The organism is Streptomyces sp. NBC_01537 (assembly GCF_045040445.1).
In the GTDB taxonomy this organism is placed as follows: domain Bacteria; phylum Actinomycetota; class Actinomycetes; order Streptomycetales; family Streptomycetaceae; genus Actinacidiphila.
In genome coordinates this window covers 8,481,414-8,507,271 of record NZ_CP109392.1, presented here as the reverse complement: position 1 = coordinate 8,507,271, position 25,858 = coordinate 8,481,414, and the positions used below count along the sequence as shown (strand labels likewise).

At 71.1% G+C, this 25,858-nt stretch carries 22 protein-coding genes; 4 read left to right on the top strand and 18 right to left on the bottom strand.

Going from position 1 to position 25,858, the window contains the following annotated elements; translation table 11 throughout:
- Nucleotides 1-177: 177 nt before the first annotated feature.
- Nucleotides 178-1,407 carry a DUF349 domain-containing protein gene (locus OG607_RS39110; protein WP_405734075.1) on the top strand — a complete coding sequence of 410 codons (1,230 nt, stop codon included), beginning with the start codon at nucleotides 178-180 and terminating at the stop codon, nucleotides 1,405-1,407.
- 82 nt (nucleotides 1,408-1,489) lie between these two features.
- Here the strand turns inward: OG607_RS39110 and OG607_RS39105 are convergent, their stop codons facing one another.
- Nucleotides 1,490-3,931 (bottom strand): RelA/SpoT family protein, encoded by a 2,442-nt coding sequence (locus OG607_RS39105; RefSeq protein ID WP_405734073.1) that lies wholly within the window; start codon nucleotides 3,929-3,931, stop codon nucleotides 1,490-1,492.
- Nucleotides 3,932-4,282: 351 nt separating this feature from the next.
- Here OG607_RS39105 and OG607_RS39100 point away from each other — a divergent pair, with 351 nt between their 5' ends.
- The gene (locus tag OG607_RS39100) at nucleotides 4,283-4,618 is read left to right on the top strand and encodes a hypothetical protein (RefSeq protein ID WP_405734071.1); all 336 of its coding nucleotides are present in this window, start codon (nucleotides 4,283-4,285) and stop codon (nucleotides 4,616-4,618) included.
- A 113-nt stretch (nucleotides 4,619-4,731) separates the two neighbouring features.
- On the opposite strand, the gene OG607_RS39095 is transcribed toward OG607_RS39100, so the two are convergent.
- The 14 genes from OG607_RS39095 to OG607_RS39030 form a co-directional block, all read right to left on the bottom strand.
- Nucleotides 4,732-5,292, bottom strand: coding sequence for an adenine phosphoribosyltransferase (locus OG607_RS39095; RefSeq protein WP_405734070.1), 561 nt, complete (start codon nucleotides 5,290-5,292; stop codon nucleotides 4,732-4,734).
- Nucleotides 5,293-5,326: 34 nt separating this feature from the next.
- Nucleotides 5,327-6,448: a protein translocase subunit SecF gene (gene secF, locus OG607_RS39090; protein WP_405734069.1), complete on the bottom strand. Its 1,122-nt coding sequence runs from the start codon at nucleotides 6,446-6,448 to the stop codon at nucleotides 5,327-5,329.
- Nucleotides 6,448-8,223, bottom strand: a complete 1,776-nt coding sequence (gene secD / locus OG607_RS39085) for a protein translocase subunit SecD (protein WP_405734068.1) — start codon at nucleotides 8,221-8,223, stop codon at nucleotides 6,448-6,450. The genes secF and secD overlap by 1 nt, the downstream gene beginning before the upstream one ends.
- A 90-nt stretch (nucleotides 8,224-8,313) precedes the next feature.
- Entirely contained in the window at nucleotides 8,314-8,763 is a 450-nt protein-coding gene (gene yajC, locus OG607_RS39080; protein ID WP_405734066.1) for a preprotein translocase subunit YajC, read from the bottom strand.
- A 134-nt stretch (nucleotides 8,764-8,897) separates the two neighbouring features.
- Nucleotides 8,898-9,947 (bottom strand): Holliday junction branch migration DNA helicase RuvB, encoded by a 1,050-nt coding sequence (gene ruvB, locus OG607_RS39075; RefSeq protein ID WP_405734064.1) that lies wholly within the window; start codon nucleotides 9,945-9,947, stop codon nucleotides 8,898-8,900.
- A gap of 32 nt (nucleotides 9,948-9,979) precedes the next feature.
- Complete coding sequence (gene ruvA / locus OG607_RS39070; RefSeq protein WP_405734062.1) at nucleotides 9,980-10,591, bottom strand: Holliday junction branch migration protein RuvA; 612 nt, start codon at nucleotides 10,589-10,591, stop codon at nucleotides 9,980-9,982.
- Complete coding sequence (ruvC, locus tag OG607_RS39065) at nucleotides 10,588-11,193, bottom strand: crossover junction endodeoxyribonuclease RuvC (protein ID WP_405734060.1); 606 nt, start codon at nucleotides 11,191-11,193, stop codon at nucleotides 10,588-10,590. The genes ruvA and ruvC overlap by 4 nt, the downstream gene beginning before the upstream one ends.
- 111 nt (nucleotides 11,194-11,304) lie before the next feature.
- Nucleotides 11,305-12,063 (bottom strand): YebC/PmpR family DNA-binding transcriptional regulator, encoded by a 759-nt coding sequence (locus OG607_RS39060; protein WP_405734058.1) that lies wholly within the window; start codon nucleotides 12,061-12,063, stop codon nucleotides 11,305-11,307.
- A 63-nt stretch (nucleotides 12,064-12,126) separates the two neighbouring features.
- Nucleotides 12,127-12,726, bottom strand: a complete 600-nt coding sequence (gene pdxT / locus OG607_RS39055) for a pyridoxal 5'-phosphate synthase glutaminase subunit PdxT (protein WP_405734056.1) — start codon at nucleotides 12,724-12,726, stop codon at nucleotides 12,127-12,129.
- A 105-nt stretch (nucleotides 12,727-12,831) separates the two neighbouring features.
- Nucleotides 12,832-13,779: a pyridoxal 5'-phosphate synthase lyase subunit PdxS gene (gene pdxS, locus OG607_RS39050; RefSeq protein ID WP_405734054.1), complete on the bottom strand. Its 948-nt coding sequence runs from the start codon at nucleotides 13,777-13,779 to the stop codon at nucleotides 12,832-12,834.
- A 53-nt stretch (nucleotides 13,780-13,832) separates the two neighbouring features.
- Nucleotides 13,833-14,366: a hypothetical protein gene (locus OG607_RS39045; RefSeq protein WP_405734052.1), complete on the bottom strand. Its 534-nt coding sequence runs from the start codon at nucleotides 14,364-14,366 to the stop codon at nucleotides 13,833-13,835.
- A gap of 15 nt (nucleotides 14,367-14,381) precedes the next feature.
- A complete protein-coding gene (locus OG607_RS39040) occupies nucleotides 14,382-16,352 on the bottom strand; it encodes a primary-amine oxidase (protein ID WP_405734050.1) in 1,971 nt (656 codons plus the stop codon).
- A complete protein-coding gene (locus OG607_RS39035; RefSeq protein WP_405734049.1) occupies nucleotides 16,349-17,911 on the bottom strand; it encodes an APC family permease in 1,563 nt (520 codons plus the stop codon). The genes OG607_RS39040 and OG607_RS39035 overlap by 4 nt, the downstream gene beginning before the upstream one ends.
- 62 nt (nucleotides 17,912-17,973) lie before the next feature.
- Nucleotides 17,974-18,930 (bottom strand): hypothetical protein, encoded by a 957-nt coding sequence (locus OG607_RS39030; protein ID WP_405734047.1) that lies wholly within the window; start codon nucleotides 18,928-18,930, stop codon nucleotides 17,974-17,976.
- 217 nt (nucleotides 18,931-19,147) lie between these two features.
- Between OG607_RS39030 and OG607_RS39025 the strand changes: the two genes are divergently transcribed.
- Entirely contained in the window at nucleotides 19,148-20,542 is a 1,395-nt protein-coding gene (locus tag OG607_RS39025; RefSeq protein WP_405734045.1) for a hypothetical protein, read from the top strand.
- Here OG607_RS39025 and OG607_RS39020 read toward each other — a convergent pair.
- The 3 genes from OG607_RS39020 to pgsA are packed head-to-tail and all read right to left on the bottom strand — an operon-like array spanning nucleotide 20,505 to nucleotide 23,343.
- Complete coding sequence (locus OG607_RS39020) at nucleotides 20,505-21,665, bottom strand: glycosyltransferase family 4 protein (RefSeq protein ID WP_405734043.1); 1,161 nt, start codon at nucleotides 21,663-21,665, stop codon at nucleotides 20,505-20,507. The genes OG607_RS39025 and OG607_RS39020 overlap by 38 nt on opposite strands.
- Nucleotides 21,662-22,621, bottom strand: a complete 960-nt coding sequence (locus OG607_RS39015; protein ID WP_405734041.1) for a phosphatidylinositol mannoside acyltransferase — start codon at nucleotides 22,619-22,621, stop codon at nucleotides 21,662-21,664. Before OG607_RS39015 ends, OG607_RS39020 begins: the two co-directional genes overlap by 4 nt.
- Nucleotides 22,618-23,343, bottom strand: a complete 726-nt coding sequence (gene pgsA / locus OG607_RS39010) for a phosphatidylinositol phosphate synthase (RefSeq protein ID WP_405734039.1) — start codon at nucleotides 23,341-23,343, stop codon at nucleotides 22,618-22,620. The genes OG607_RS39015 and pgsA overlap by 4 nt, the downstream gene beginning before the upstream one ends.
- Nucleotides 23,344-23,537: 194 nt before the next feature.
- Between pgsA and OG607_RS39005 the strand changes: the two genes are divergently transcribed.
- Nucleotides 23,538-25,766 carry an elongation factor G-like protein EF-G2 gene (locus OG607_RS39005; RefSeq protein WP_405734037.1) on the top strand — a complete coding sequence of 743 codons (2,229 nt, stop codon included), beginning with the start codon at nucleotides 23,538-23,540 and terminating at the stop codon, nucleotides 25,764-25,766.
- The last annotated feature ends 92 nt before the right edge of the window (nucleotides 25,767-25,858 follow it).

The following is a 25,858-nucleotide window of genomic DNA, read 5'->3' as shown; positions in this document are numbered from 1 at the left end:
TGCCGCGGCCCCGGCCGATTCGTAATTTCGCATGTGCGGGATGCGGACAGCCGGGGCACCGGTCGCCTATGTTGGCGGTTGTATAGGGTGCCTGCGCCAGGGCGCGGCTCTGGCCGAATGAAACTGTGGAAGATGCCGGCTCCGTTGTACGAGCCGGGCATCACGTGAGGAGGCGCTGTGAGCAGCGACCCGTGGGGCCGCGTCGATGAGACGGGGACCGTGTACGTGCGTACGGCCGACGGCGAGCGAGAGGTCGGCTCCTGGCAGGCGGGCTCCCCTGAGGAGGCGCTGGCCTACTTCGAGCGCAAGTACGAAGGCCTTGTCGTCGAGATCGGCCTCCTCGAGCGCCGGGTGCGCACCACCGATCTCGCCCCGAAGGACGCGCTGACCGCCATCGACCACCTGCGGGTCTCGGTGGACGGCGCGCACGCGGTGGGCGACCTGGACGCGCTGACCAAGCGGCTGGACGCGCTGGTCGGCCTGGTGGAGTCCCGCCGCGAGGAGCGCAAGGCGGCGAAGGCCAAGCAGACCGACGAGGCCAAGCACTCCAAGGAGGCGCTGGTCGCCGAGGCCGAGCAGCTCGCCGAGAGCGAGCAGTGGCGCTCCGCCGGAGAACGGCTGCGTGCCCTCGTCGACACCTGGAAGGGCCTCCCCCGCCTGGACCGCAAGACCGACGACGAGCTGTGGCACCGCTTCAGCCACGCCCGCTCGGTCTTCTCCAAGCGGCGCAAGGCGCACTTCGCCTCGCTGGACGCCCAGCGTGAGGATGCGCGGCGCGCAAAGGAGAAGCTGGTCGACGAGGCGGTGGCCCTGTCCAAGTCCACGGACTGGGGACCGACCGCCGCCCGCTACCGCGAGCTCATGACCGACTGGAAGGCCGCCGGCCGTGCCCAGCGCGAGTCCGAGGACGACCTGTGGAACCGTTTCCGCGGCGCCCAGGATGTCTTCTTCGCGGCGCGGTCCGAGGTCTTCGCCGAGCGCGACGTCGAGCAGCGGGAGAACCTCTCCGCCAAGGAGGAGCTGGCCATCGAGGCCGAGAAGCTCCTCCCCGTGACCGACCTCAAGGCCGCCCGTGCCGCCTTCCGGGCGATCAACGAGCGCTGGGAGGCCATCGGCCACGTGCCGCGTGACGCGCGCCCCAAGATCGAGGCCCGTATGCACGCGGTGGAGCGGGCGATCCAGGAGTCCGAGGAGAACGAGTGGCGCCGCACGAACCCGGAGGCCCGGGCGCGCGCCGCGGGGCTCACGGGGCAGTTGCAGGCCGCGGTGGACAAGCTGGTGGCTCAGGTCGAGGCGGCTCGCTCCGCCGGTAACACGGCCAAGGCCGACAAGCTCGCGAAGGAGCTTGAGGGGCGGCAGGCGCTGCTCGACCAGGCGCTCAAGGGGTTGCACGAGTTCGGCGGCTGACGCGTCCGTTGTGAACGGCCCCGGCACGGATTCCGTGCCGGGGCCGTTCTGTGTCCGCAAACGCCGGACGGGCTGGAACGGCCTACCGCTGGCGGCCTGACGTGACGCGGTACACGTCGTACACGCCCTCCACGCCCCGCACGGCCTTCAGGACGTGCCCCAGGTGCTTGGGGTCGCCCATCTCGAAGGTGAAGCGCGAGGTGGCGACGCGGTCGCGGGAGGTCTGGACGGCGGCGGAGAGGATGTTGACGTGCTGGTCGGACAGGACCCGGGTGACGTCGGAGAGGAGGCGGGAGCGGTCGAGGGCCTCGACCTGGATGGCTACGAGGAAGACGGAGGACTGGGTGGGGGCCCATTCGACGTCGATCATGCGCTCGGGCTGCTGGGACAGGGAGTCGACGTTGACACAGTCGGCCCGGTGGACGGAGACGCCGGCGCCGCGGGTGACGAAGCCGACGATGGAGTCGCCGGGGACGGGGGTGCAGCAGCGGGAGAGCTTGACCCAGACGTCCTTCTCGCCCTTGACGATGACGCCGGGGTCGGCGTTGGCCCGCCGCTTGCTGCGGCTCTGGGAGGGGGTGGTGATCTCCGCGATGTCCTCGGTCGCGCCTTCCTCGCCGCCGAGGGCCTCGACGAGCTTCTGGACGACCGACTGCGCGGTGATGTGGCCCTCGCCGATGGCGGCGTACAGGGCTGAGATGTCGGGGTAGCGCATCTCGTGCGCGAGCGTGACCAGCGAGTCGCCGGTCAGTACGCGCTGGATCGGCAGGTTCTGCTTGCGCATGGCCCGCGCGATGGCTTCCTTGCCCTGCTCGACCGCTTCCTCTCGGCGCTCCTTGGAGAACCAGGCGCGGATCTTGTTCCTGGCCCGCGGGGACTTGACGAAGCCCAGCCAGTCGCGTGAGGGGCCGGCGCCGGCGGCCTTGGAGGTGAAGACCTCGACCGTGTCGCCGTTGTCGAGGGTGGACTCCAGGGGGACGAGGCGGCCGTTGACCCGCGCCCCTATGGTGCGGTGGCCGACCTCGGTGTGGACGGCGTAGGAGAAGTCGACCGGCGTGGAGCCGGCGGGGAGCGCGATGACATCACCCTTGGGGGTGAAGACGAAGACCTCGTTCTGCGAGAGGTCGAAGCGCAGGGACTCCAGGAACTCGCCGGGGTCCTCGGTCTCCTTCTGCCAGTCCAGGAGCTGGCGCAGCCACGCCATGTCGTTGATGGCGTCGCCCTGGCCCCGGCTGGGGGTGTCCGTGCGGACCTTGGAGGCGCCGGCGACGGCCTCCTGCTTGTACTTCCAGTGCGCGGCGATGCCGTACTCGGCGCGGCGGTGCATGTCGAAGGTGCGGATCTGGAGCTCGACCGGCTTGCCGCTGGGTCCGATGACCGTCGTGTGCAGCGACTGGTACATGTTGAACTTGGGCATCGCGATGTAGTCCTTGAACCGCCCCGGGACCGGGTTCCACCGCGCGTGGATGGTGCCCAGTGCCGCGTAGCAGTCGCGGACGGATTCGACGAGGACGCGGATGCCCACCAGGTCGTAGATCTCGGCGAAGTCGCGGCCTCGCACGATCATCTTCTGGTAGACGCTGTAGTAGTGCTTCGGCCGTCCGGTGACCGTGGCCTTGATGCGGGCGCCGCGCAGGTCCTGCTGGACCTGGTCGGTCACGACGGCCAGGTACTCGTCGCGCTTGGGGGCGCGCTCGGCGACCAGGCGCACGATCTCGTCGTACATCTTGGGGTAGAGGATCGCGAAGGCGAGGTCCTCCAGCTCCCACTTGATGGTGTTCATGCCCAGCCGGTGCGCCAGCGGGGCGTAGATCTCCAGGGTCTCGCGGGCCTTCTTCTCCTGCTTCTCCCGCTTGAGGTAACGCATCGTGCGCATGTTGTGCAGGCGGTCGGCGAGCTTGATGACCAGGACGCGCGGGTCCTTGGCCATGGCGACGACCATCTTGCGCACGGTCTCGGCCTGGGCGGCCTCGCCGAACTTGACCTTGTCCAGCTTGGTGACGCCGTCGACCAGCAGGGCCACGGAGTCGCCGAAGTCGCGGCGGAGCGCGTCGAGGCCGTACTCGGTGTCCTCGACGGTGTCGTGCAGCAGGCCCGCCATCAGAGTGGCCGGATCCATACCCAGCTCGGCGAGGATGGTGGTGACGGCGAGCGGGTGGGTGATGTACGGGTCGCCGCTCTTGCGCTTCTGGCCGCGGTGCCAGCGCTCGGCGACCTGGTAGGCGCGCTCGATCTGGCGGAGCTGCGCGGTGTCGCCCTTGGGGTCGTTGCTGCGCACTATCCGCAGCAGGGGCTCCAGGACGGGGTTGTACGGGCTTGAGCGCTGCACGCCGAGGCGGGCGAGGCGGGCGCGGACACGGTTGGAGGAAGCCGCGGCGGGGCGTGCCGGGGCGGCGCCGCCAGGGGTGCGTACGGGCCGGGCAGCGGGCGCGGGCGGGTCGGCGGGGGCCGGTGCGGCGGGCGCCACCTGGTCGGCGGCGTCGGCGGCGATGCTCGGCTGGGCCGGCTGGGCCTCGTCGTGCAAGGGCACTCCTCAATGGGTCCGGAAAACCATGGTAGCGATCGACATGGACGAACCGCTTCCGCGCCCCCGCCCGCCCCTTCGCGGCAACGGAAGATCAACTGCGTCTCTTGTCCCGGCAATCGATTGGCAAACCCTGGCGATCCGGCAGGCCGGAGAAAAAGGAAAACACGGGCGGAATCCAGGGTTCCACAGGGTCGAAATCTCCGAAATTTTGCGAAATCACGAACACAAACCACACAAAGGGAAACCGCTTTGCCGGACCCTTCCGTGCCACATAGGATCCCGGAGGATTCAAATTGACCATGAATCCAGGAGAACTAGCTGGGGGATTCTTCCCCGGGGGAGAAAGAAATGAAGCGCATTTCCAAATTCGCGGCGGTCGCAGCCATTACGCTCGGCGCGTGCGGCACCCTGTCGATTCCGGCGCAGGCGGCGACCCCGAACACCGTGGTCGCGAAGTCCAAGCACACCGGCACCAGCGGCTGCTTCAACTGGAGCTGGGCAGACGGCACCTCGACGACCACCATCTACTACCACAACACCTGCAGCACCAAGAAAAGCCTGTGCGTGTGGTGGAAGAGCGGTAACACGGACACCCTGCACAAGCTGACCGCGGCAGGCGGGGCGAAGGGTCACCGCAAGGAAGACGGCTCCATCATCACCGCGGACATCGAGGACTGCTCGTAGCCCGCACAACGCGTACGCGACTCGCACGCGACTCGCACACATGAAATGGGTCTGCCGACCGCGCGTCCAGCGCGGTCGGCAGACCCATTTATGATTTACGAATTCAGCCGCCCTCAGGCCACCAGGATCGCCTCAAGAGGCGCTCCCGACAGCGTCGTCGCCAGCCGGTCCCGCCCGCCGAGGAAGGCGAGTTCCAGCAGAACGGCGACGCCGGCGACTTCGGCGCCCGCCCGGCGGATCAGCTGCAGCGACGCCTCGGCCGTGCCCCCGGTGGCGAGCACATCGTCGATGACCAGCACCCGGTCGCCCGCTGTGAAGGCGTCCTGGTGCACCTCGATCTCGGCGGTGCCGTACTCCAGCTCGTACGACTGCCCATGAGTGAGCCCGGGCAGCTTTCCGGCCTTGCGCACCGGCACGAAGCCCAGACCCGCCCGCGCCGCGGCCGGGGCGGCGAGTATGAACCCGCGCGCCTCCAGACCGCAGATCTTGTCCGCGCCGTGCCGCGCGGCGAGCGCGGCCAGAGCGTCCACCAGCGCGTTGAACGCGACGGGGTCGGCGAGCAGCGGGGTGATGTCCTTGAACATCACGCCCGGCTTCGGGTAGTCGGGCACGTCCCGGATGCGGCTGAGCAGCAGGCTGCGCAGTCCGTCCTGGGCTGCGTCCGTGGTGGTCATATCGGATTGTCCTTGTCGGTCACTGCTGCTGGCCTCAGCGGCGCTTGCCGGAGGGACGGTTCTTGCTCCGGCTGCGCGGGGCCGGCCGGCGCTGTCCGGCGACGGCGGCCGCCGCGTGCTCCTCCCCGTCCTCGTCGTCCTCGTCGGGCTCCTGAGCCGCGTCCTGCGGCTCCTCGGCCCGGCGGGCGTCGGCGGCCCTCTTGGCGAGCACGCGCTTGCGAAGCGCCTGCATCTGCGGGTCGCGCTCCTTGAGGTCCGCGACCAGCGGGGTCGCGATGAAGATCGAGGAGTACGCACCGGCCGCGAGGCCGACGAACAGCGAGAGGGCGATGTCGTTGAGCATGCCCGCGCCGAGCAGTCCGCCACCGACGAACAGCAGCCCGGCGACCGGCAGCAGGGCCACGACCGTGGTGTTGATGGAACGCACCAGGGTCTGGTTGAGGCTGCGGTTGGCGAGCTCGCTGTACGTGTAGCGGTTCTGCTTGGTGATGTCCTTGGTGGTCTCCTTCAGACCGTCGAAGACGACGACGGTGTCGTAGAGGGAGTAGCCGAGGACGGTGAGCAGACCGATGACCGTGCCGGGGGTGACCTCGAAGCCCACGATGGCGTAGACGCCGACGGTGATCGTGAGGTCGTGGATCAGGGCGATCAGGGCGGCGATGGCCTTGCGCCACTCGAAGGCGATGGCCAGGTAGATCGTCACGAGCACCATGAAGATCACCAGGCCCTGGATGGCCTTCTGGGAGATCTCCTTGCCCCAGCTGGGGCCGATGATCTGCTCGTCGACGTCTGCCTTCGGCATGCCGAGGTCTTCGGCGATGCTCGTCTGGATCCGCTTGGCCTCAGCGGTGCTGACGTTGCTGATCTGAATGCGCAGGCTGCCCTTGCCGAGCTTCTGGACCACCGGCTCGCTACCGCCGGTGTGGCCCTCGATCCGGTTCTGGGCGTCGCTGACCGAGATCGAGGTCTTGGGCGTGGTGAACACCGCGCCGCCGGAGAACTCGATGCCCAGCTTGAGCCCGTTCACCGCGAGGCCGACGACGGCCGCCAGGGTGATCAGGATCGAGACGCCGTACCAGATCCTCCGGTTGCCCACGAAGTCGTAGGCGACCTCGCCCCGGTGCAGGCGGTGCCCGAGATTACTGAGCCGGGACATCAGGCCTCCTTGACTTCGGCACGTGCCGGACGGCGGACGCGGCGCAGCGGCGGGGTGACGCCAAGGGACTCCGGGTTGAGCCCGGACCACTTGTGGCCGTCTGCGTAGAACTTGTTCCTCGCCAGGATCGTCATCAGCGGCTTGGTGAACAGGAACACCACGGCGACGTCGAGCAGGGTGGTGAGGCCCAGCGTGAAGGCGAAGCCTCGCACCTTGCCGACCGAGACGATGAACAGCACGGCCGCGGAGAGGAAGGACACGAAGTCCGACACCAGGATCGTGCGCCGGGCACGGGGCCAGCCACGGGCCACCGCGGGCTGCAGCGAACGGCCCTCCCGGAGTTCGTCCCGGATGCGTTCGAAGAACACGATGAACGAGTCCGCCGTGATGCCGATCGCCACGATGGCGCCGCAGACGGCCGGCAGGCTCAGCGCGAAGCCGAGTGCGGGGCCGAGCAGCGTCATGATCGTGTAGGTGAGCACCGCGGAGACGATGAGGCTGAGGATCGCGACGAAGCTCAGGCCCCGGTAGTACGCGAGGAGGTAGAGCACCACGAGCGCGAGCCCGACCGCGCCGGCGATGAGGCCGCCGTGCAGCTGCTCGCCGCCGATCGCCGGGGAGACCGTGGTCTTGTCGGAGATGTCGAAGGACAGCGGCAGCGAACCGTAGGACAGGACGTTGGCCAGGTCCTCGGCGCTCTGCTGGGTGAAGCTGCCGTAGATCTCGGCGCTGCTGCTGAGCGTGGTGTTGACCGAGGGGGCCGAGACGACCTCGTTGTCCAGGGTGATCGCGAACCGGTTGTTCGGGTCGGTCTGGCTGGACAGCTGCGAGGTGATCTTGGAGAAGGCCTTGGAGCCGGCGCCGTCGAAGTTCAGGGTGACGATCCAGCCGTTGCCCTGCGTGGTGTCGAAGCCGGAGCTGGCCTTGCTGACGTTCTTACCGTCGACCGCGGAGACGCCGAGGATGTACTTCTCGGTGCCGTCCTGGCTGCACGCGACGATCTTGTCGGTCGGCTTCGCGTTCAGATTGAGGTTCGCGCGCGCCTTGGCGTTCGAGCAGTCCAGCGCGGTGAACTTCGCCCCGAGGGCATCCGGGATCGTGGTGTCCAGCGTGCCCGTGCTCGCGGTGGCGCTCGCGCTCGGCGAGGCAGAGGCGGCGGCAGCGGCCGAGGCGGAGGCCGACGGGCTGGCGGAGGCGGAGGCCGCCTTCAGGCCCTGGGTGACGGCGCGGCCCTGATTGGTGGAGCTGGCCGAGGGCGAGCCGGACGCGGTGGCGGAGGCCGACGAGGAAGAGGAAGCCGAGGCGGAGGACGACGGCGAGGCCGAGCCCGACGCGCTGCCGGAGGGAGACGCGCTGGCCGAGGCCGAGACGTTCGTCGTCATGGCCAGCACCGGACGGAAGTACAGCTGGGCGGTCGTGCCGACCTGCTTCTCCGCCTGGTCCCCGTTGGTGCCCTTGGGGATGTTGACGACGATGTTCCTGTCGCCCTCGGTCACGACCTCGTTCTCGGACACGCCCAGACCATTGACCCGCTGACCGATGATCGACACGGCGGTGTTCATGTTGGTCTTGTTGATCGCGTTGGGCTGGTCGCTCTTGGCCGTCAGGGTGATGCTCGTACCACCGGCGAGGTCGATACCGAGCCTCGGCGTGGTGTGTCCGGAGAGGAACATCCCCCCGGTGAGCGCCACCATGGCCAGCAGGATCGCTGCCAGAGCCCGTCCCGGGTATCCCTGACTCCCCGAGGACCTGCGGCCCTTCTTGGGTGCTGCCACCTTCTCGTTTCTCCCTGTCCAACCGCCCCGGAGCCTGCGCGCACGGCGGGGCGGCAACGAAGTATGTAGACGGACTGCGGACCTGACTCCCTACTTGGAGTCGGTGCCGTCCGTCTTCGGGCCGTCCTCCGGCTGCTCGTCGTCCACATCCGCGGCGGCAGGCTTGGTGAGGTCGATGCCGTCCTCGGCCTCGTCGGCCTCGTGGGCCTCGGCTTCGGTGCCCTCTTCCTCGGCTTCCTCGGCTTCCTCGTCCGGCTCGATACCGTGCACGATGCGGTCGTACTCAGCCTCGTCCAGGACCGCGGCGATCGCGTTCTTGGCGAAGTACGCGTGCACGCCGTCGGCGAGCTCCAGAAGGACCGAGTCGTCGTTGACCTCCTTCACGATGGCGTACATGCCGCCGATCGTGCGAATACCCGACCCGGGTGCCATCTGGTTGCGCATCTCCAGGGCCTGCTTCTGCTTGTTCTTCGCAGAGCGGGTCATGAGGAACATGGCGCCGAACATGACGACGATGATGAAGAGAAACTGAATACTCACGGTCTGGACGATCCTTCGAGGGATGTGGTTGCCGTTCCGGAGGAAGGGCGTCGGCGGAGTCTAAGCGCTGGCTCGCCGCTGGAACAACGCCAAGCATTGCACTGTGGTTCCTGGCCCGGCGAGTCTCCCCGCCGTCAAGGGCCGAAGAGCCCCTGTTGCCCCGGCCCTCCGCCCTGTTGAGGAGGCACAAGGCCCAGGTGCGACCAGGCCGCGGGGGTCGCGATCCGGCCACGCGGCGTACGCGCCAGCAGCCCCTCGCGCACCAGGAAGGGCTCGGCCACCTCCTCGACCGTCTCCCGCTCCTCCCCCACCGCCACCGCCAGCGTCGACAGCCCCACCGGCCCGCCGCCGAACAGCTTCAGCAGCGCGTGCAGCACCGCCCGGTCCAGCCGGTCCAGGCCGCGTTCGTCGACCTCGTAGACCTCCAGGGCCTGGCGGGCGATCTCCCTGGTGATCCGGCCGTCGGCCCTGACCTGCGCGTAGTCCCGTACGCGGCGCAGCAGGCGGTTGGCGATGCGCGGGGTGCCGCGCGAGCGGCCGGCGATCTCGGCGCCGCCGTCCGGATCGATCTCGACGGCGAGCAGACGGGCGGAGCGGTGGATGACCCGCTCCAGCTCGGCGGGGGCGTAGAACTCCATGTGCCCGGTGAAGCCGAAGCGGTCGCGCAGCGGCGGGGGCAGCAGGCCGGCCCTGGTCGTGGCGCCGACGAGGGTGAAGGGCGGCAGTTCGAGCGGGATGGCGGTGGCGCCGGGGCCCTTGCCGACGATGACGTCGACCCGGAAGTCCTCCATTGCCATGTAGAGCATTTCCTCGGCGGGCCGGGACATCCGGTGGATCTCGTCGAGGAACAGCACCTCGCCCTCCGCGAGGGAGGACAGGATCGCGGCCAGGTCACCCGCGTGCTGGATGGCCGGACCGGAGGTGATCCGGATCGGAGCGCCCATCTCCGCCGCGATGATCATGGACAGCGTGGTCTTGCCGAGCCCCGGCGCCCCGGACAGCAGGACGTGATCGGCGGTCGCACCCCGCGCCCTGGCCGCCCTCAGCACCAGGTCGAGCTGCTGCCGGACCCGCTCCTGCCCGACGAACTCCCCCAGGTCCTTCGGCCGCAGCGCGGCCTCGACCGCCTGCTCCTCGCCGTCGGCGGCGGAGGCGACGATGCGGTCGGTGTCGTCCCAGTTCACGTGGAGGTGCCTTACGTCAGCGGGTCAGCAGGTCAGCGGGTGCGGTTCAGGGTCTGGAGGGCGGCGCGCAGCAGAGCGCCGACGTTCGGCTCGGCGGCAGCCTCGGCCTGCGGGGTGACCGCGGCGACGGCTTCCTCGGCCTCGCGGGGCTGGTAGCCCAGGCCGATCAGCGCCGCGTGCAGCTGCTCGCGCCAGGAGGCAGGGCCGGGGGCGGACCCGCGGGCGGGCGAGGCGGTACCGAGGGGGGCGCCGAGGCGGTCCTTGAGCTCGATCAGCAGCTTCTGGGCGCCCTTCTTGCCGATGCCGGGCACGGAGATGAGCGCCTTCTCGTCGCCGGTGGCGATCGCCATGCGAAGGCCGTCCGGGCTGTGCACGGCCAGCATCGCCTGCGCGAGCCGGGGTCCGACGCCGCTGGCGGTCTGGAGCAGTTCGAAGACCTGCCGCTCGTCGTCGTCCGCGAAGCCGTAGAGGGTGAGCGAGTCCTCCCGTACGACAAGGGAGGTGGCGAGCTTGGCCTGCTCGCCGATGCGGAGTGCGGCCAGCGTGTTGGGCGCGCACTGGACGGCCATGCCGATGCCGCCGACCTCGATGACGGCGGCGTCCGGGGCGAGGGCGGCGACGGGGCCGCTGACAAAGGCGATCATGCGGATCCTCTGCGAGGGCGGACTGGTGTGTGCGGGCTGGTGGACGGCTGCTCGCGCAGTTCCCCGCGCCCCTGCAGGGCGCGTCCCTTCAGGGCGTTGTCGGCTATGGCCTGCTGGAGGCGGTTCGTCGCGGTGCCGCGCCAGATGTGGCAGATGGCGAGCGCCAGCGCGTCAGCCGCGTCGGCCGGTTTGGGGGGTGCGTCGAGCCGCAGGATCCGGGTCACCATCGCGCCGACCTGGGCTTTCTCGGCGCGGCCACTGCCGGTTACGGCGGCCTTGACCTCGCTGGGGGTGTGCAGATGCACCGGCAGGCCGCGGCGGGAGGCGCAGAGCATCGCCACGGCGCTGGCCTGGGCGGTGCCCATGACGGTGCGGACGTTGTGCTGGCTGAACACCCGCTCCACGGCGACCGCTTCGGGGCGGTACTCGTCCAGCCAGGCCTCGATGCCCTGCTCGATCAGGACCAGTCTCGGCCCGATGTCCGCGTCCGCCGGAGTCCGTACGACTCCGACTCCCGCCATTTTCAAGGGCTTTCCGGGCGCGCCGTCGACGACCCCGATCCCGCACCGGGTCAGCCCCGGGTCAACGCCGAGTACGCGCACGGTCCCCCCTTCCAGCCTTCGAATGTCTGTGTCCCCGCAGGTTATCGGGTGCCACCGACAACGACGGCGGGCCGGTGGGGTGTGTCCCACCGGCCCGCCGTATGCCGACTGTCAGGCGTCGACTTTCTCCATGACCTCGTCGCTCACGTCGAAGTTGGCGAAGACGTTCTGCACGTCGTCGCTGTCCTCCAGCGCGTCGATCAGCTTGAAGATCTTGCGGGCGCCGTCCTCGTCGAGCTCCACCTGCATCGTGGGAACGAAGTTGGCGTCGGCCGAGTCGTAGTCGATGCCGGCGTCCTGGAGCGCGGTGCGCACCGGGACCATGTCGGTCGCCTCGCTGATCACCTCGAAGGACTCGCCGAGGTCGTTGACCTCCTCGGCGCCCGCGTCGAGGACCGCGCCGAGGACGTCGTCCTCGGAGAGGGAGTCGTCGCCCTTGGGGACGATGATGACGCCCTTGCGGTTGAAGAGGTACGAGACCGAGCCCGGGTCGGCCATGGAGCCGCCGTTGCGGGTCATGGCGACGCGGACGTCGGAGGCGGCGCGGTTGCGGTTGTCGGTGAGGCACTCGATGAGCACCGCGACGCCGTTGGGGCCGTAACCCTCGTACATGATGGTCTGGTAGTCGGCGCCGCCGGCTTCCAGACCAGCGCCGCGCTTGACCGCGCTGTCGATGTTCTTGTTGGGGACCGAGCTCTTCTTGGCCTTCTGGATGGCGTCGAAGAGGGTCGGGTTACCCGCCAGGTCGGCACCGCCGGCCCGAGCCGCGACCTCGATGTTCTTGATCAGCTTCGCGAAGAGCTTGCCGCGCTTGGCATCGACCACGGCCTTCTTGTGCTTCGTCGTAGCCCATTTAGAGTGGCCGGACATCCGCCTGTCTCCTTCACGTCACCAAATGCTGCACGAACGATTGCCGATCCTACCGGGATCGGATCAGAGTGCGGCGCGCACCATGTCGGTGAACAGCCGGTGCACCCGGTGGTCGCCGGTCAGCTCGGGGTGGAAGGACGTGGCGAGCAGATTGCCCTGCCGTACGGCCACCACCGTGCCGTCGGCGAGCCGGGCGAGGGTCTCGACGCCGCTGCCGGTGGACTCCACCCAGGGGGCGCGGATGAAGACGCCCTCGACAGGGCCGCCCTCGACGCCGGTGATGTCGACGGCCGCCTCGAAGGACTCGTTCTGCCGTCCGAAGGCGTTGCGGCGCACGATCATGTCGATGCCGCCGATGGTCTCCTGGTCGTCGCGGCCGCCGAGGATCTTGTCGGCGAGCATGATCATGCCGGCGCAGGAGCCGTAGGCGGGGAGCCCGCCGCGTATACGATCCCGCAGCGGTTCGAGCAGCCCGAAGATCACCGCGAGCTTGGACATGGTGGTGGACTCGCCGCCGGGGATCACCAGGCCGTCGATCTCGGCCAGTTCCTCCGCGCGGCGCACCGGGCGGGCCTGCGCCCCGGCGCCGGTGAGGGCCGCCAGGTGCTCGCGTACGTCGCCCTGGAGGGCGAGGACGCCGATGGTGGGGGTGCTGCTCGACACGGGCTCTCCGGACCTCTCGGGACTCTCGGGACTCTCGGAAGGGGCGATGGGCAGGCCGTGGCGGCCTGCCCATCATTGCGCCACACAGGGATTGCCGGCCGGGGACTACCAGCCGCGGTTGGCGTACCGCTCGGTCTCGGGCAGGGTGTCGCAGTTGATGCCGACCATGGCCTCGCCGAGGTTGCGGGAGGCGTCCGCGATGATCTTCGGGTCGTCGTAGAAGGTGGTGGCCTTCACGATGGCGGCGGCGCGCTTGGCCGGGTCGCCGGACTTGAAGATGCCGGAGCCGACGAAGACGCCCTCGGCGCCGAGCTGGCGCATCAGCGCGGCGTCGGCGGGGGTGGCCACACCGCCGGCGGAGAAGAGGACGACCGGGAGCTTTCCGAGCTCGGCGACCTCCTTGACGATCTCGTACGGGGCGCGCAGCTCCTTGGCGGCGGCGTACAGCTCGTTGTTGTCGTAGCCGCGCAGGCGGGCGATCTCGTTCTTGATCTGGCGGAGGTGGCGGACCGCCTCGACGACGTTGCCGGTGCCGGCCTCGCCCTTGGAGCGGATCATCGCCGCGCCCTCGGCGATGCGGCGCAGGGCCTCGCCCAGGTTGGTGGCGCCGCAGACGAAGGGGGTGGTGAAGGCCCACTTGTCGCTGTGGTTGACCTCGTCGGCCGGGGTGAGGACCTCGGACTCGTCGATGTAGTCCACGCCGAGCGCCTGGAGCACCTGGGCCTCGACGAAGTGGCCGATGCGGGACTTGGCCATGACGGGGATGGAGACCGCGTCGATGATCTCCTCGATCATGTTCGGGTCCGACATCCGGGCCACGCCGCCGTCCTTGCGGATGTCGGCGGGCACCCGCTCCAGGGCCATGACCGCCACGGCGCCGGCGTCCTCGGCGATCTTCGCCTGCTCTGCGTTGACGACGTCCATGATCACGCCGCCCTTGAGCTGCTCGGCCATACCGCGCTTCACGCGGGCGGTGCCGGTCTCGGGAGTCTGGGTGGTGCTGAAGGACGTGCTGGACACGGGGGACCTCACCGGTAGACGGGGATGCTGCATTGCTATCGCATGGTGACCCGCCGGAAGTGGACCGGAAAAGGGCCAATCCAACCTCAGTGGCCTGCGAACAGCGCGGGCGGCTCGTCGTCCATCTCGAACGTCATCGGCGACGGCGCGTGCCCGGCCAGCCGGAACCAGCGCACCTTGCGGTGCCGGCGCAGCGCGCGGGCCGCGCGTACGGAGTCGTTGTGGAAGCGGCGGGCCATCGGCACCCGGCGTACGGCCTGGGTCAGTTCGCGGGTGGCGTTCTCGCCGCCGGGGGCCTCGCGTACCGCCTCCACCGCGTCGGGCTCGGCGAAGACGGCGCGCAGGGCCTGGCTCAGCTCGCTCTCGGCCACCTCGCGCTGCTCGTCCTCGGCCTGGCGGGCGGCGTGGGCGGCCTCGTACAGGACGATGCTGGCGGCCGGATCCAGGACGCCCGCCGTCGCCAGCTCCTGCGCCACGGAGGCGCGGCGCAGGAGCTGGGCGTCCAGTGAGGCGCGGGACGCGTCGATGCGGGCGTGCAGGCGGTCCAGGCGGCCCGCCGTCCAGCTCAGGTAGAGGCCGACGGCGATGACCGCCACCGCGACCCAGATGAAGGTGGTCACGGGCGGAAGGCTACTTCAGACGGAGCAGTGCCCTTCCCGGGGCGTCTCGGCGGGCAGGTCCAGGGCCGGGTTGCGGTCGAAGAAGCCGGTCGGCTTGAAGGTGAAGCCGCTGTGGTCGACCGGCATCACGGGCCATTCCTCCAGCCTGGGCACATGGGTCGGGCCGAAGGTGTGCCACACCGTCAGCTCGGTGTCCTCCAGCGACTCCCCGCCGGCCGTCCACTCCGGCAGCCCGGCGCCGCCCAGGTGCTGGTTGGGGTAGTCGCCGGCCGGGTAGCGGCGCTCGGGGCTGTGCCGGGTGACCCAGAAGTGCTTGCTGCCGTACCCGAGGCGGCGGGCCACCGCGGAGTCCGGCTGGGCCAGGATCAGCGGTCCGGGCTGCGGGACGAGGGTGTACGCCACCGGCTCGCCCATGCGGTTGCGCGAGGCGGGGTTGGTGATCCGCCAGCGGCGCCCCGTGGCCGGGTCGGCGAGGCGGCCGCCGTCGGCGCTGTCGGTGATCGGGGTGGTCCGTACGGTGAAGGCGTTGCCGTTCGGGTTGTCCGGGCCGGACGGCACGGGGACGACGTCCACCTCCTCCACCGTGTTGGTGAGGCCGTCCACCGCCACGTCCAGGCGTACGCAGAACATGTGCTGGTGGTAGGGCCCGAGCAGCCCGGGGGCCAGCTCGGTGCCGTAGGGCGAGCCCTGCCCGGCCGGGATGGCGGAGGTTTGCACCAGGCCGGTGGACTTGGCCTCGAAGGCGATGGTGCCGTCCTGGTGGAAGTACCAGTAGAAGCCGTAGTCGTAGTTGCCGACGGTGGCGATGTACGAGACGACCAGGCGGCGGGCGCGGCGGCTCTCGGCCTTCATGCCGTCGAACTGGTTGGTGTGCTTCCAGAGCAGGCCGAAGTCCTCCTCGTGGATGCAGATGGCGTTGGGCAGAGTCTCCGGGCGGCCGAAGTCGTCGGACAGGACGGCGTCGAGGTAGCGGATCTCGCCGAGGCAGTCGCAGCCGAGCTTGAGCGCGTTGGCGTTGCGGCCGAGCGCGTACTCGCCCGCGTCGAGGAAGGCCACCCAGTTGCGGTCGGCGCCGGGTTCGGCGTAGCTGACGGCCATCTCGCCCAGGGAGGCGCGGTGCAGGACCGGGCGGTCGCGGTCGCCGTCGCGGTGGCTGATCTGGTGCAGGACCAGGCCCTCGCGGCCGTTGAAGTCGATCCGGAAGCGCCAGTTCTGCCAGGTGAGGAGGTTGCCGGTGAGCTCGAAGGAGGGGCCTTCGGGCTGGATGATCTCCAGCGGGCGCAGGTCGGTGCGGGCCGGGCCGTTGAACTCGGCCTCGTAGCGCGCGCATTCGGCCGGGACCGGCACGGTCCCGGTGTCGATGAGGCGTACGACCTGGCGCTCGACGACGTCGACGTCGGCGACCAGCCCGGCCACCGGGTGGGCGAAGGCGTTGTCGGAGGCGTCGCAGCGCAGCCAGGTCAGCGAGCGCATCAGCCGCCGGCCGCGGGGCCGGTCCTCCAGGCGCAGCGGCCCGGCCCCCATCGGGCCGACGACCGCGAGGTCGAGGTTGTCGATGCCGCGGTCGGCCATGGCCTTGCGCCAGCCGGGGTCGGCCTTGACGATCCGGTCGACGAGCTCCCACTCCTCGAAGGTCACCGGCGGCTGGCCCTCGCGGTCGGTGTCCAGGAGCCGGTACGCCACGACGGCGGCGGCCTGGAGATCCACCACGGCCTCGGCGGCCTCACCGGTGGCCGAGTCGAGGAGGGTGACCCGGACCCGGCGCACCACCGGGTCGCCGTCGCGGTGGGCGGCGGCGGTGTGCCGGGCGGGCTCGTCGAGCAGGACCAGGGGGAATCGGGTGGTGCCGGTGACCTTGCCGTCGGCCTCCAGGATGGTGCGTACGGCGTCGATCTCCGCGGCGGAGAGCGGGTCGAGGGGATGCGGGGCGACGGCCTTCGCCACCTGCTCGGCCTGTTCGCCGTGTTCGTCGTGGCAGCAGCTCATGAGACGCTCCCGGCCCCGGCACCGGCCCCCGCCTCCGCGCCGGCACCGGCGTTGCGGGCCTGCTCGATCTGGTAGACCTCGTTGCCCATCCCGATGCCGGAGTGCACCTCCGGGCGCGCGGCGCGCAGGTAGAGCCCGTATGCCAGGCCGATGACGGCCGTGGCGCCGACGATGCCGGGCAGGATCCACAGCAGCGGCGAGTTCGGGTCGGAGCCGAGCAGTACGTCGAAGTCCCTGACCGTGATGAAGATGATGACCAGCAGCGCGGCCGCCGCCAGCGCCGAGCACGCGATCCGCACCGCCTGGGCACGGGCGGCCCCGCGGCGTACGAAGAAGGCGATGACGGCCACGGAGGCGGTGGCCAGCAGCACGATGATGCCGAGCGCGCCGACCTGGCCACCCCAGGTGAACAGCCGCAGCACGGGAGCAGTCGGGTCGCCCACCGGGCCCTTGTCGGTGACGGCGAACAGCAGCACGGCGGCGAGCGAGACCGCGCTCTGGAGCAGCGAGCCGTACGCGGGGGCACCGCTGGTGGGGTTGGTGCGGCCGAAGGCGGCGGGCAGCAGGCGCTCGCGGCCCATGGCGAAGGCGTAGCGGGCGACGACGTTGTGGAAGCTGAGCAGGCAGGCGAACATGCCGGTCACGAAGAAGACGTGCAGCACATCGGCGAAGCCCGCGCCGAGCCGGTCCTGGGCGAGGACGAAGAGCAGGTCGGTGGCGTGCTTCTGGGACAGGCCCACCACCTGGTCCGGCCCGGCGGCGATGCTCAGCGCCCAGGCGCCCAGCGCGTAGAACACCGCGATGAAGCCGACGGCGAGGAAGGTGACCCGGGCGACTACCAGGTGCGGGCGGCTGGTCTCCTCGGCGTAGACCGCCGACTGCTCGAAGCCGACGAAGCCGGCGATGCAGAAGCACAGCGCGGCGCCGAGCCCCGCGCCGGACAGGGTGGAGGGGTTGAAGGCGTGGAAGGAGACACCCGCCTGGGCGGGGTCGGCAATGGCGGAGATGTCGAAGACCACGACGATGGCGACCTCGATGAGCAGAAGCAGGCCGAGCACCTTGGCGTTGAGGTCGATCTTCAGCCAGCCCAGCGTGCCGACGAGCAGCACGCCCACGACGGCCGGCACCCACCAGGAGACGCTGACGTCGAAGCGCGCCTGGAGCTGGGTGGAGACCTCGAAGCCGAGGAGGCCGTAGGGGGCGAACTGCAGGGCGCTGTACGACAGCAGCGCCAGGAACGACGCCGCGGAGCCGGCGGTACCGCCGAGGCCGCGCGCGATGTACGCGTAGAAGGCGCCCGCGTTGTGCACATGGCGGCTCATCTCGGCGTAACCGACGCTGAACAGCGCCAGCACCACGCCGAGGATCACGAAGATCAGCGGCTGGCCGACAATGCCCATGACAGCCCAGGTGGTCGGCATGACACCGGCCACGACCATGAGCGGGGCGCTCGCGGCGACCACCGAGAAGAGCAGCCCGGGCAGGCCGATCCGGTCCGCGCGCAGGGCTCTCGCACCGCCCTTGAAGGTACTGATGTCCGTGCTTCTGCCGATCGCCATGGCTGGTCGGTCCTTCCTTCGGGGGCATTTCGAGGGGCACTGCGGGTGGTCGTTACGGGTGGCTATGAGAAGCCGGTGCCGAGCGCTTCCTGACGGGCCGCGAGGAACGTCCGGCTCGGGTCGCGGTCGGGATGGCACCAGGGTTCGCGGGTGGCGTGGGTGCCGATCCGGTTGAACAGGGCGGCGGCCTCGGCCGTCCGCCCGAGTACGGACTGGGCGTGCACCAGGTGATTGAGGTCGAGGAAGAGCCGGGGGTGGTCGCGGCCGTCCCATTCGAGCCACCAGTCGAATGCCTGGGCGAGTCCGCGGCGGGCCCGCCAGGTACGCCAGAACTCGGACTGCGCCGGGTCGGCGGCCTCCTTGCCGGCCCGGGCGAGCACCCGGTGCCGTTCGGTGTGCGCGACCAGCGGGAGTACGGCGAGCGGGGAGCCGGGCGAGGCGTCGGCGGAGGCCCATTCGGCGAACTCGTAGACCTCGTGGTGCAGCCGGTCGCTGTCGGATCCCTGGCGTTCGGCGAGGCAGGCGGTCATGAGGTGGTGGGCGTGGTGGTGGCTGCGGTGGCGGGCGCGTACCTGGTCGAAGGCGCGTTCCTGCTCGTCGGGGGTGCCGGTGTGGCGGGCCAGGATCTGGAGGGCGAGCCAGGGAGTGGGGTCGGCGGGGGCCAGCCGGGCGGCGGCGCGGCAGAGTTCGGCGGCCCGCTCGGGGGCGGCCTTGCCCGCGACGGCGCGGAAGGCGGTGGCACAGGCGAGCAGGGCCGCTGCGTCCGCGCTGTCCGGCTCGGCGAGCTGCCAGTCCTCGGCCCAGGCGACGGTGGACGGGGCCTCGCCGAGGACGGTCAGCCGGTGGCCGCGGCGTTCCCAGTCGTCGCCGGTCGCGGCGAGCAGGTCCCGGGTGTCGGTCCAGCGGCCCTGGGACAGGGCGGTGCGGGCGGCGGCGAGTCCGATGTCGTCGAGTGCCGGATCGAAGGCGATCCTGCCCCTTGAACGGCTCAGGCCGAAGGGAGGCGGAGGTGGCGTCATGCTCGGGCTGCCTCCACGGCGCACATCACTTTTCTGAAGAGGGTGGGGGGTGTGTCACAGCACGTCGGGTGCGGTTTCCCGGGACTCGCTGTGATCAGGCACAGCCAACCGGTAGGGAAGGCTCCGCCTCAAGAGCAGAGCTGTTGTCTCGCTGTTGTCCCGCACAAATGTCCGAGTGTCGCTGCGGGGGCGCCGCTTCGGCTGATATCAGGTACCTGTGCCGCACGAGATTCCGAACACGCCGACCCACCCGCTGAGCTACTTACGGCACCGCCATGGCTGGAGCTACCAGGACCTCGCCCGCCTGATCGCCGACAACGCCCGCGCGCTGGGGGTGCCCATGGCCGCGCGGCGGGAGAAGATCTGGCGCTGGGAGCACTGGGGCGTCGTCCCCGAGCGCGACAGCCAGCGCGCCCTCGCCAGGGCCCTGAGGGTGCCGCCGCACGAAATGCGGGCCCGGCCCTGGCCCGGCTGGCTGCCCGCGTACGAGGGCCTGCCCACCGGACTGCCCTGGACCCCGGCCGGGACCGGGGCGGCGCTGCACACGCTGCTGGAGGAGGCCACCCGGGACAACCGGGGCTACCCGATCGCCAGCGGCCCCGGGCTGGGCGAAGCGGCGCGGGAATGGGCCGACGCCGCACTCGGCGCGGCGCGACCCGTGATCCCCCCGCAGCGGCGTCCGGCCGACCCGGCGGAGACCAGCCCGGCGGAGACCGCCGGCCAGACCGTCGAGTGGCTGGAATCCGGTGTCCACGGCCTGCGCAGGCTGGACGACCGGCTGGGCGGCGGCGCGGTGCGCAAGCGGGTCGAGGCCGATCTGTCGATCGCCGCCGGCCTGCTGGCCCTGGGACCGTACGGCAGGGGGCTCGACGCACGGCTGTTCCGCGTCGCCGCCGACCTGGCGCAGCTCGGCGGCTGGGCGGCGGCCGACTGCGGCCACCACAGCGCCGCGCAACGGCACTTCCTGACCGCCCTGCGGCTCGCCCACGACGCCGGGGACGTGCCGCTGGCCACGGGCATCTGGGCCGGGCTGAGCCTTCAGGCGGTCTTCACCGGGCACCCCGGCGACGCCCTGGCCGCCGTCGACGCGGCCGACTCCGCCGCCGGCCGCGCCACCCGCAGGACCCGCGCCATGCTGGCCACCCGCCGGGCCCGGGCGCTGGCCGGGACCGGCGACGAGGCCGCCTGCCGCCGCGCCCTGGACGACGCCCGCGACCTGCTCGCCGACTGCGCCGGGGACACCGGCCACCCGGGCGGGGCCGGTGCCGGCGATCCCGGCTGGCTCTACTGGTTCGACGGCGCCGAACTCGACGCCCAGGCCGGCACCGCCCTGCTCGACCTCGGCCGATCCGCCGAGGCCCTGGAGTTACTGGAGGGCGCCCTCGCGGCCCAGGACCCGTCCCACCTGCGCGACCGCGCCATCTACGCGGCCCGCGCCGCCACCGCCCGCCTGCGCGTCGGCGATCACGACGGCGCGCTCGCCCGGCGGCAGGACGCCGCCCGGTTCGCCACCGGCCTGGCCTCGCCGCGTACGACGGCCGTCCTGGACACCCTCGCGGTCGAACTGCGGGCGGTCAGTCCCGCGCCAGCCCGAAGCGCGCCCGCAGGCTGAGCCGTTCGTCCGCCGCCACATGCGCGGCGCCGGCCGCCACCGTCTCGTACACCGCCAGGATGTCCGCCCCGACCGTGGACCAGTCGAACCGCCGCACATGGCTGCTGCCCAGCTCCCGCAGTTCCGCCAGCCGCTCCGGGTCGCCCAGCAGGCGCAGCGCCGACGCCGCGAGCGCGTCGGCGTCCTCGACGGGGAACAGCTCGCCCGCCGAACCGCCGTCCAGCACCTGCCGGAAGGCGTCCAGGTCGCTGGCGAGGACGGGCGCGCCCGCCGACATCGCCTCGACGAGGATGATGCCGAAGGACTCGCCACCGGTGTTGGGGGCGACGTAGAGGTCGACGCTGCGCAGCAGCCGCGCCTTGTCCTCGTCGCTGACCATGCCGAGGAACTCGACCCGGTCGCGCATCGGGGCCGGGAGGTCCTCGACGGCCTCCTCCTCGTCGCCGCGCCCGGCCACGAGAAGCCGTACGTCCGGCCGCTCGGCGAGGATCTTCGGCAGGGCCCGCATCAGGGTGGGCAGGCCCTTGCGGGGCTCGTCGATGCGGCCTATGAAGCCGATGGTGGCGCCCTGCCAGTCCGGATTGGGCTCGGCGTCGGCGAAGAAGCCGACATCGACGCCGTTGGGGATGACCACGGCGTCACCGCCCAGATGCTCGACCAGGGTCCGGCGGGCGTACTCGCTCACCGCGATCCGCGCGCTGATCTTCTCCAGGGCCGGCTGGAGGATCGGATACGCGGCGATCATGGCCCTGGAGCGGGGGTTGGAGGTGTGGAAGGTCGCCACGATCGGTCCCTGCGCCGCCCAGCAGGCGAGCAGGCCCAGCGACGGGGAGGCGGGCTCGTGGATGTGGATGACGTCGAAGGCGCCGTCGGCCAGCCAGCGCCGGACCCGGGCGGCGGACAGGAAGCCGAAGTTGAGGCGGGCGACGGACCCGTTGTACGGGACGGGGACGGCGCGGCCGGCGGAGACGGCGTAGGGCGGCAGCGGGGTGTCGTCGTCGGAGGGCGCCAGGACGGAGACCTCGTGGCCGAGCGTGATGAGGTGCTCGGCGAGGTCGCGGATGTGGAACTGGACGCCTCCGGGGACGTCCCACGCGTACGGGCAGACGATCCCGATTTTCAAGAAGTCTCCCTTGTACGGGGCTCACGGGGCTCGCTGGGCTCACGGGGCTCGCTGGTCTCACGAGGCTCGCGGGTCTCAAGGTCCGAGAGCCACAGCCGCTGGAGCATGTGCCAGTCCTCGGGGTGCTCGGCGATGCCGGCGGCGAAGACATCGGCGAGCGCCTGCGTCATGACGGAGGTCTTCTCCGCCCGGGTGCCCTCCGCCGGTGCCTCGATGGGCGCGTGGACCTGCCCGCGCATGACGGGCGAGTCGTCGTACCAGAGGGTGACCGGCAGCAGCAGCGCGCCGGTCTGCTGGGCGAGCAGGGCGGGGCCGGCCGGCATGCGCGTGCGGTCGCCGAAGAAGTCGACCTCGACGCCGGACGCGGACAGGTCGCGTTCGGCCACCAGGCAGACCAGGCCGCCGGCCCGCAGCCGCCGGGCCAGGGTGCCGAAGGCCTCGCCGCCGCTGTGCGGCAGGACCTCCATGCCCAGGCCCTCGCGGTAGGCGACGAAGCGGTCGTAGAGGGTCTCGGGCTTCAGCCGCTCGGCCACCGTCGTGAAGGGCGTCTCCAGCTTGGTGGTGACCCAGGCGCCGGCCAGGTCCCAGTTGCCCATGTGCGGCAGGGCGAGTATCACGCCGCGGGGGGAGGCGAGGCCGTCGATCAGGTGGTGGACGTCCTTGGGTTCGAAGCCGCCGCGGATCCGGTCCTTACTCCAGGCCGGGAGCCGGAAGGACTCCATCCAGTAGCGCAGGTAGGAGCGCATGCCGGCCCTGGACAGCTCGCGCAGGCGCGTTTCGTCCGCGTCGGGGACCACCCTGCGCAGGTTGGATTCCAGCCGGGCCACGCTCTTGCCGCGCCGCCGCCAGGCCAGGTCGGCGATGTCCCGCCCGAGCCGGTTCGCCACCGGCTCCGGGAGGCGCTTGACCGCGCCCCAGCCGGCTCCGTAGAGGGCGTCGGTCAGCCGTTCCTTCACGCCGCCCCGCTCCCTTCCGGGTTCCGGGCGGCCGCGGCGTCGGCCTCGAAGGACTCCCGGCGTACGGTGACGACCCGCTGGCCGAGGGTGACCAGGCTGCCGACGGCCACGATCCACAGGGCGACAGGCAGCAGGTACTGGATGCCGGGGACGCCGAACTTGTGCAGCCCGGCGAGGCCGCAGGCGACCAGCGAGATCACCAGCCGCTCGGCCCGCTCGATCAGCCCGTTGACGTTGACCGGCAGGCCGATGCTCTCGCCGCGCGCCTTGGTGTACGACACGACCTGGCCGCTGGCCAGGCAGAAGATGGTGACCGCGCACAGCACCAGGTCGTCGCCGCCGCCCGCGTACCAGAGCGCGAGGCCGCCGAAGATCGCGGCGTCGGCGACCCGGTCCAGGGTGGAGTCCAGGAAGGCGCCCCAGCGGCTGGAGACCCCGGCCTGGCGGGCCATGTTGCCGTCCACCAGGTCGGAGAAGACGAACAGGGTGATCACGATCGTGCCCCAGAAGAACTCCCCCCTGGGGTAGAAGACCAGCGCGCCCGCGATCACGCCCCCGGTACCGATGAGGGTCACCGCGTCCGGGCTCACGCCCACGCGGAGGAGGAACGCGGCGAACGGCGTGAGAACACGCGTGAAGAAAGCACGCGCGTACTTGTTCAGCATGGCCTTCCCGGAGGTCGGTGGGTGCCGCGCGGCCCCGTCGGCCACCGGCTGGCCCATCGTAGCCAGCCGCGCTGCGCGCCCACGCGTGAGGGGACGTCCCGCCGGCACGTGTACGACGTATGGACGCGACCGGACCGGCGTGGGAAGGTCGAATTACCGCGGGCGTCGACGAGGCCGCCCCGAGCGGTCTCCCGTGGCGTCCTTGAAGTGCCCGTACGCACGCGTGCGACAACCGCCGGGAGGCGAGGACCGTGGGCAGTTCAGCCGACAGGACAAATCCAGGAGCCGCCGGAAGGGCACCGACGGCCGGCCAGGCCAGCAGGCCAGAGCAGATTCGAAACGTGGTGCTGGTCGGCCACAGCGGCTCCGGAAAGACAACGCTGGTCGAGGCGCTGGCCCTGGCCACCGGGGCGGTGAACCGCGCCGGGCATGTCGCCGAGGGGACCACGGTCTCCGACCACGACGACATCGAGCACCGCCAGCAGCGCTCGGTACAGCTCTCGCTCGTACCGGTGGAATGGGGCGGTATCAAGGTCAATCTGCTGGACACTCCCGGATACGCCGATTTCGTCGGGGAGCTCAGGGCCGGTCTGCGGGCAGCGGACGCGGCCCTTTTCGTCGTCTCGGCCTCCGACGGCCCCGAGACGCTGTCCGGGGCGACCCGCATGGTGTGGGACGAGTGCGCGGCGGTCGGCATGCCCCGCGCGGTCGTCATCACCCACCTGGAGTCGGCGCGGGCCGACTTCGACGAACTGACGCAGGTCTGCCGCGAGATCTTCGGCGGCGACTCCCCCGAGTCCGTACTCCCCCTCTACCTGCCCCTGCACGGCCCCGAGGGCCCCGACGGCCACGCGCCCGTCACCGGCCTGACCGGCCTGCTCACCCAGCGCGTCTACGACTACTCCTCCGGCGAGCGCGCCGACCGCGACCCCGACGCCGCGCAGCAGCCCCGGCTGGCGGAGGCCCGCAACCGGCTCATCGAGGGGATCATCGCCGAGAGCGAGGACGAGACCCTCATGGACCGCTACCTCAGCGGCGAGGAACTCGACCTCAAGACCCTCGTCCAGGACCTTGAACGAGCGGTCGCGCGCGGCTCCTTCCATCCCGTCCTCGCCGCCGCCCCGCCCGCCGAGGGCTGCAAGCAGGGCATCGGCACCGTGGAGCTGCTGGAGCTGATCACCGGCGGCTTCCCCACCCCCCTGGAGCGCGAGGTGCCGCCGGTCACCACCCCCCAGGGCAAACCCCGGCCCGCGCTCACCTGCGACCCGGCCGGGCCGCTCGCCGCCGAGGTCGTCAAGACCGCCTCGGACCCGTACGTCGGCCGGATCAGCCTGGTCCGGGTCTTCTCCGGCACCCTGCGCCCCGACGAGACCGTGCACGTCTCCGGGCACGGTCTGGAGGACCGGGGCCACGAGGACCACGACGTGGACGAGCGGGTCGGCGCCCTGTCCTCGCCCTTCGGCAAGCAGCAGCGCGGCGTCCCGCACGCCATCGCCGGCGACCTGGTCTGTGTGGCCAAGCTCAGCCGGGCCGAGACCGGCGACACCCTGTCCGCCAAGGACGACCCGCTGCTGATGGAGCCCTGGGTGATGCCCGACCCGCTGCTGCCGGTCGCCATCGAGGCCCACAGCAAGGCGGACGAGGACAAGCTGTCGGTCGGCCTGTCCCGGCTGGTCGCCGAGGACCCGACCATGCGGCTGGAGCAGAACCCGGACACCCGCCAGGTCGTGCTGTGGTGCCTGGGCGAGGCCCATGTCGACGTGGCCCTGGACCGGCTGCGCAGCCGCTACGGCGTCCAGGTGGACGCCGTACCGTACAAGGTCTCGCTCCGGGAGACCTTCGGCGACCGGACCGCCGCACGCGGCCGGCACGTCAAACAGTCCGGCGGGCACGGCCAGTTCGCGATCTGCGAGATCGCGGTCGAGCCACTGCCGGTCGGCTCCGGCATCGAGTTCGTCGACAAGGTCGTCGGCGGCGCGGTGCCCCGGCAGTTCATCCCCTCGGTGGAGAAGGGCGTACGCGCCCAGGCCGCGCGCGGGGTCGCGCTCGGCTTCCCCGTGGTCGACATCCGCGTCACCCTCACCGACGGCAAGGCCCACTCGGTGGACTCCTCCGACGCCGCCTTCCAGACGGCCGGCGCCCTCGCCCTGCGGGAGGCGGCCGCGGACTGCCACATCCACCTCCTGGAGCCGGTCTCCGAGATCAGGGTGCTGGTCTCCGACGCATACGTCGGCCCCGTGATGAGCGATCTGTCCAGCCGGCGCGGCCGCGTCCTCGGCACCGAGCCCGCGACTCCCGGACGCACCCTGGTGCGGGCCGAGGTCCCCGAGATCGAGATCGGCCGCTACGCCGTGGACCTGCGGTCCCTGTCCCACGGCACCGGGCGCTACAGCCGCGAGTACGCCCGGCACGAGCCGATGCCGCCGCAGCTCGCGGTGAAGCTGCGCGAACAGCACCAGCAGGAGGCCGGAGCCAAGTAGCAGCGCTCCCGGATCCGTTGACGACCCGGCGCGGGAAACAGGCTTGAACAGGCCTGATGCGCCGGGTCGCTGACGCGCCGCCCGCCGCCGCT

Bases quoted from the DNA above. Each gene is read 5' to 3' on its own strand.
- OG607_RS39100 (WP_405734071.1), top strand. From the start codon at position 4,283: ATGAAGCGCATTTCCAAATTCGCGGCGGTCGCAGCCATTACGCTCGGC.
- OG607_RS39095 (WP_405734070.1), bottom strand. From the start codon at position 5,292: ATGACCACCACGGACGCAGCCCAGGACGGACTGCGCAGCCTGCTGCTC.
- secF (WP_405734069.1), bottom strand. From the start codon at position 6,448: ATGTCCCGGCTCAGTAATCTCGGGCACCGCCTGCACCGGGGCGAGGTC.
- ruvA (WP_405734062.1), bottom strand. From the start codon at position 10,591: ATGATCGCCTTTGTCAGCGGCCCCGTCGCCGCCCTCGCCCCGGACGCC.
- OG607_RS39060 (WP_405734058.1), bottom strand. From the start codon at position 12,063: ATGTCCGGCCACTCTAAATGGGCTACGACGAAGCACAAGAAGGCCGTG.
- pdxS (WP_405734054.1), bottom strand. From the start codon at position 13,779: ATGCAGCATCCCCGTCTACCGGTGAGGTCCCCCGTGTCCAGCACGTCC.
- OG607_RS39040 (WP_405734050.1), bottom strand. From the start codon at position 16,352: ATGAGCTGCTGCCACGACGAACACGGCGAACAGGCCGAGCAGGTGGCG.
- OG607_RS39035 (WP_405734049.1), bottom strand. From the start codon at position 17,911: ATGGCGATCGGCAGAAGCACGGACATCAGTACCTTCAAGGGCGGTGCG.
- OG607_RS39030 (WP_405734047.1), bottom strand. From the start codon at position 18,930: ATGACGCCACCTCCGCCTCCCTTCGGCCTGAGCCGTTCAAGGGGCAGG.
- pgsA (WP_405734039.1), bottom strand. From the start codon at position 23,343: ATGGGCCAGCCGGTGGCCGACGGGGCCGCGCGGCACCCACCGACCTCC.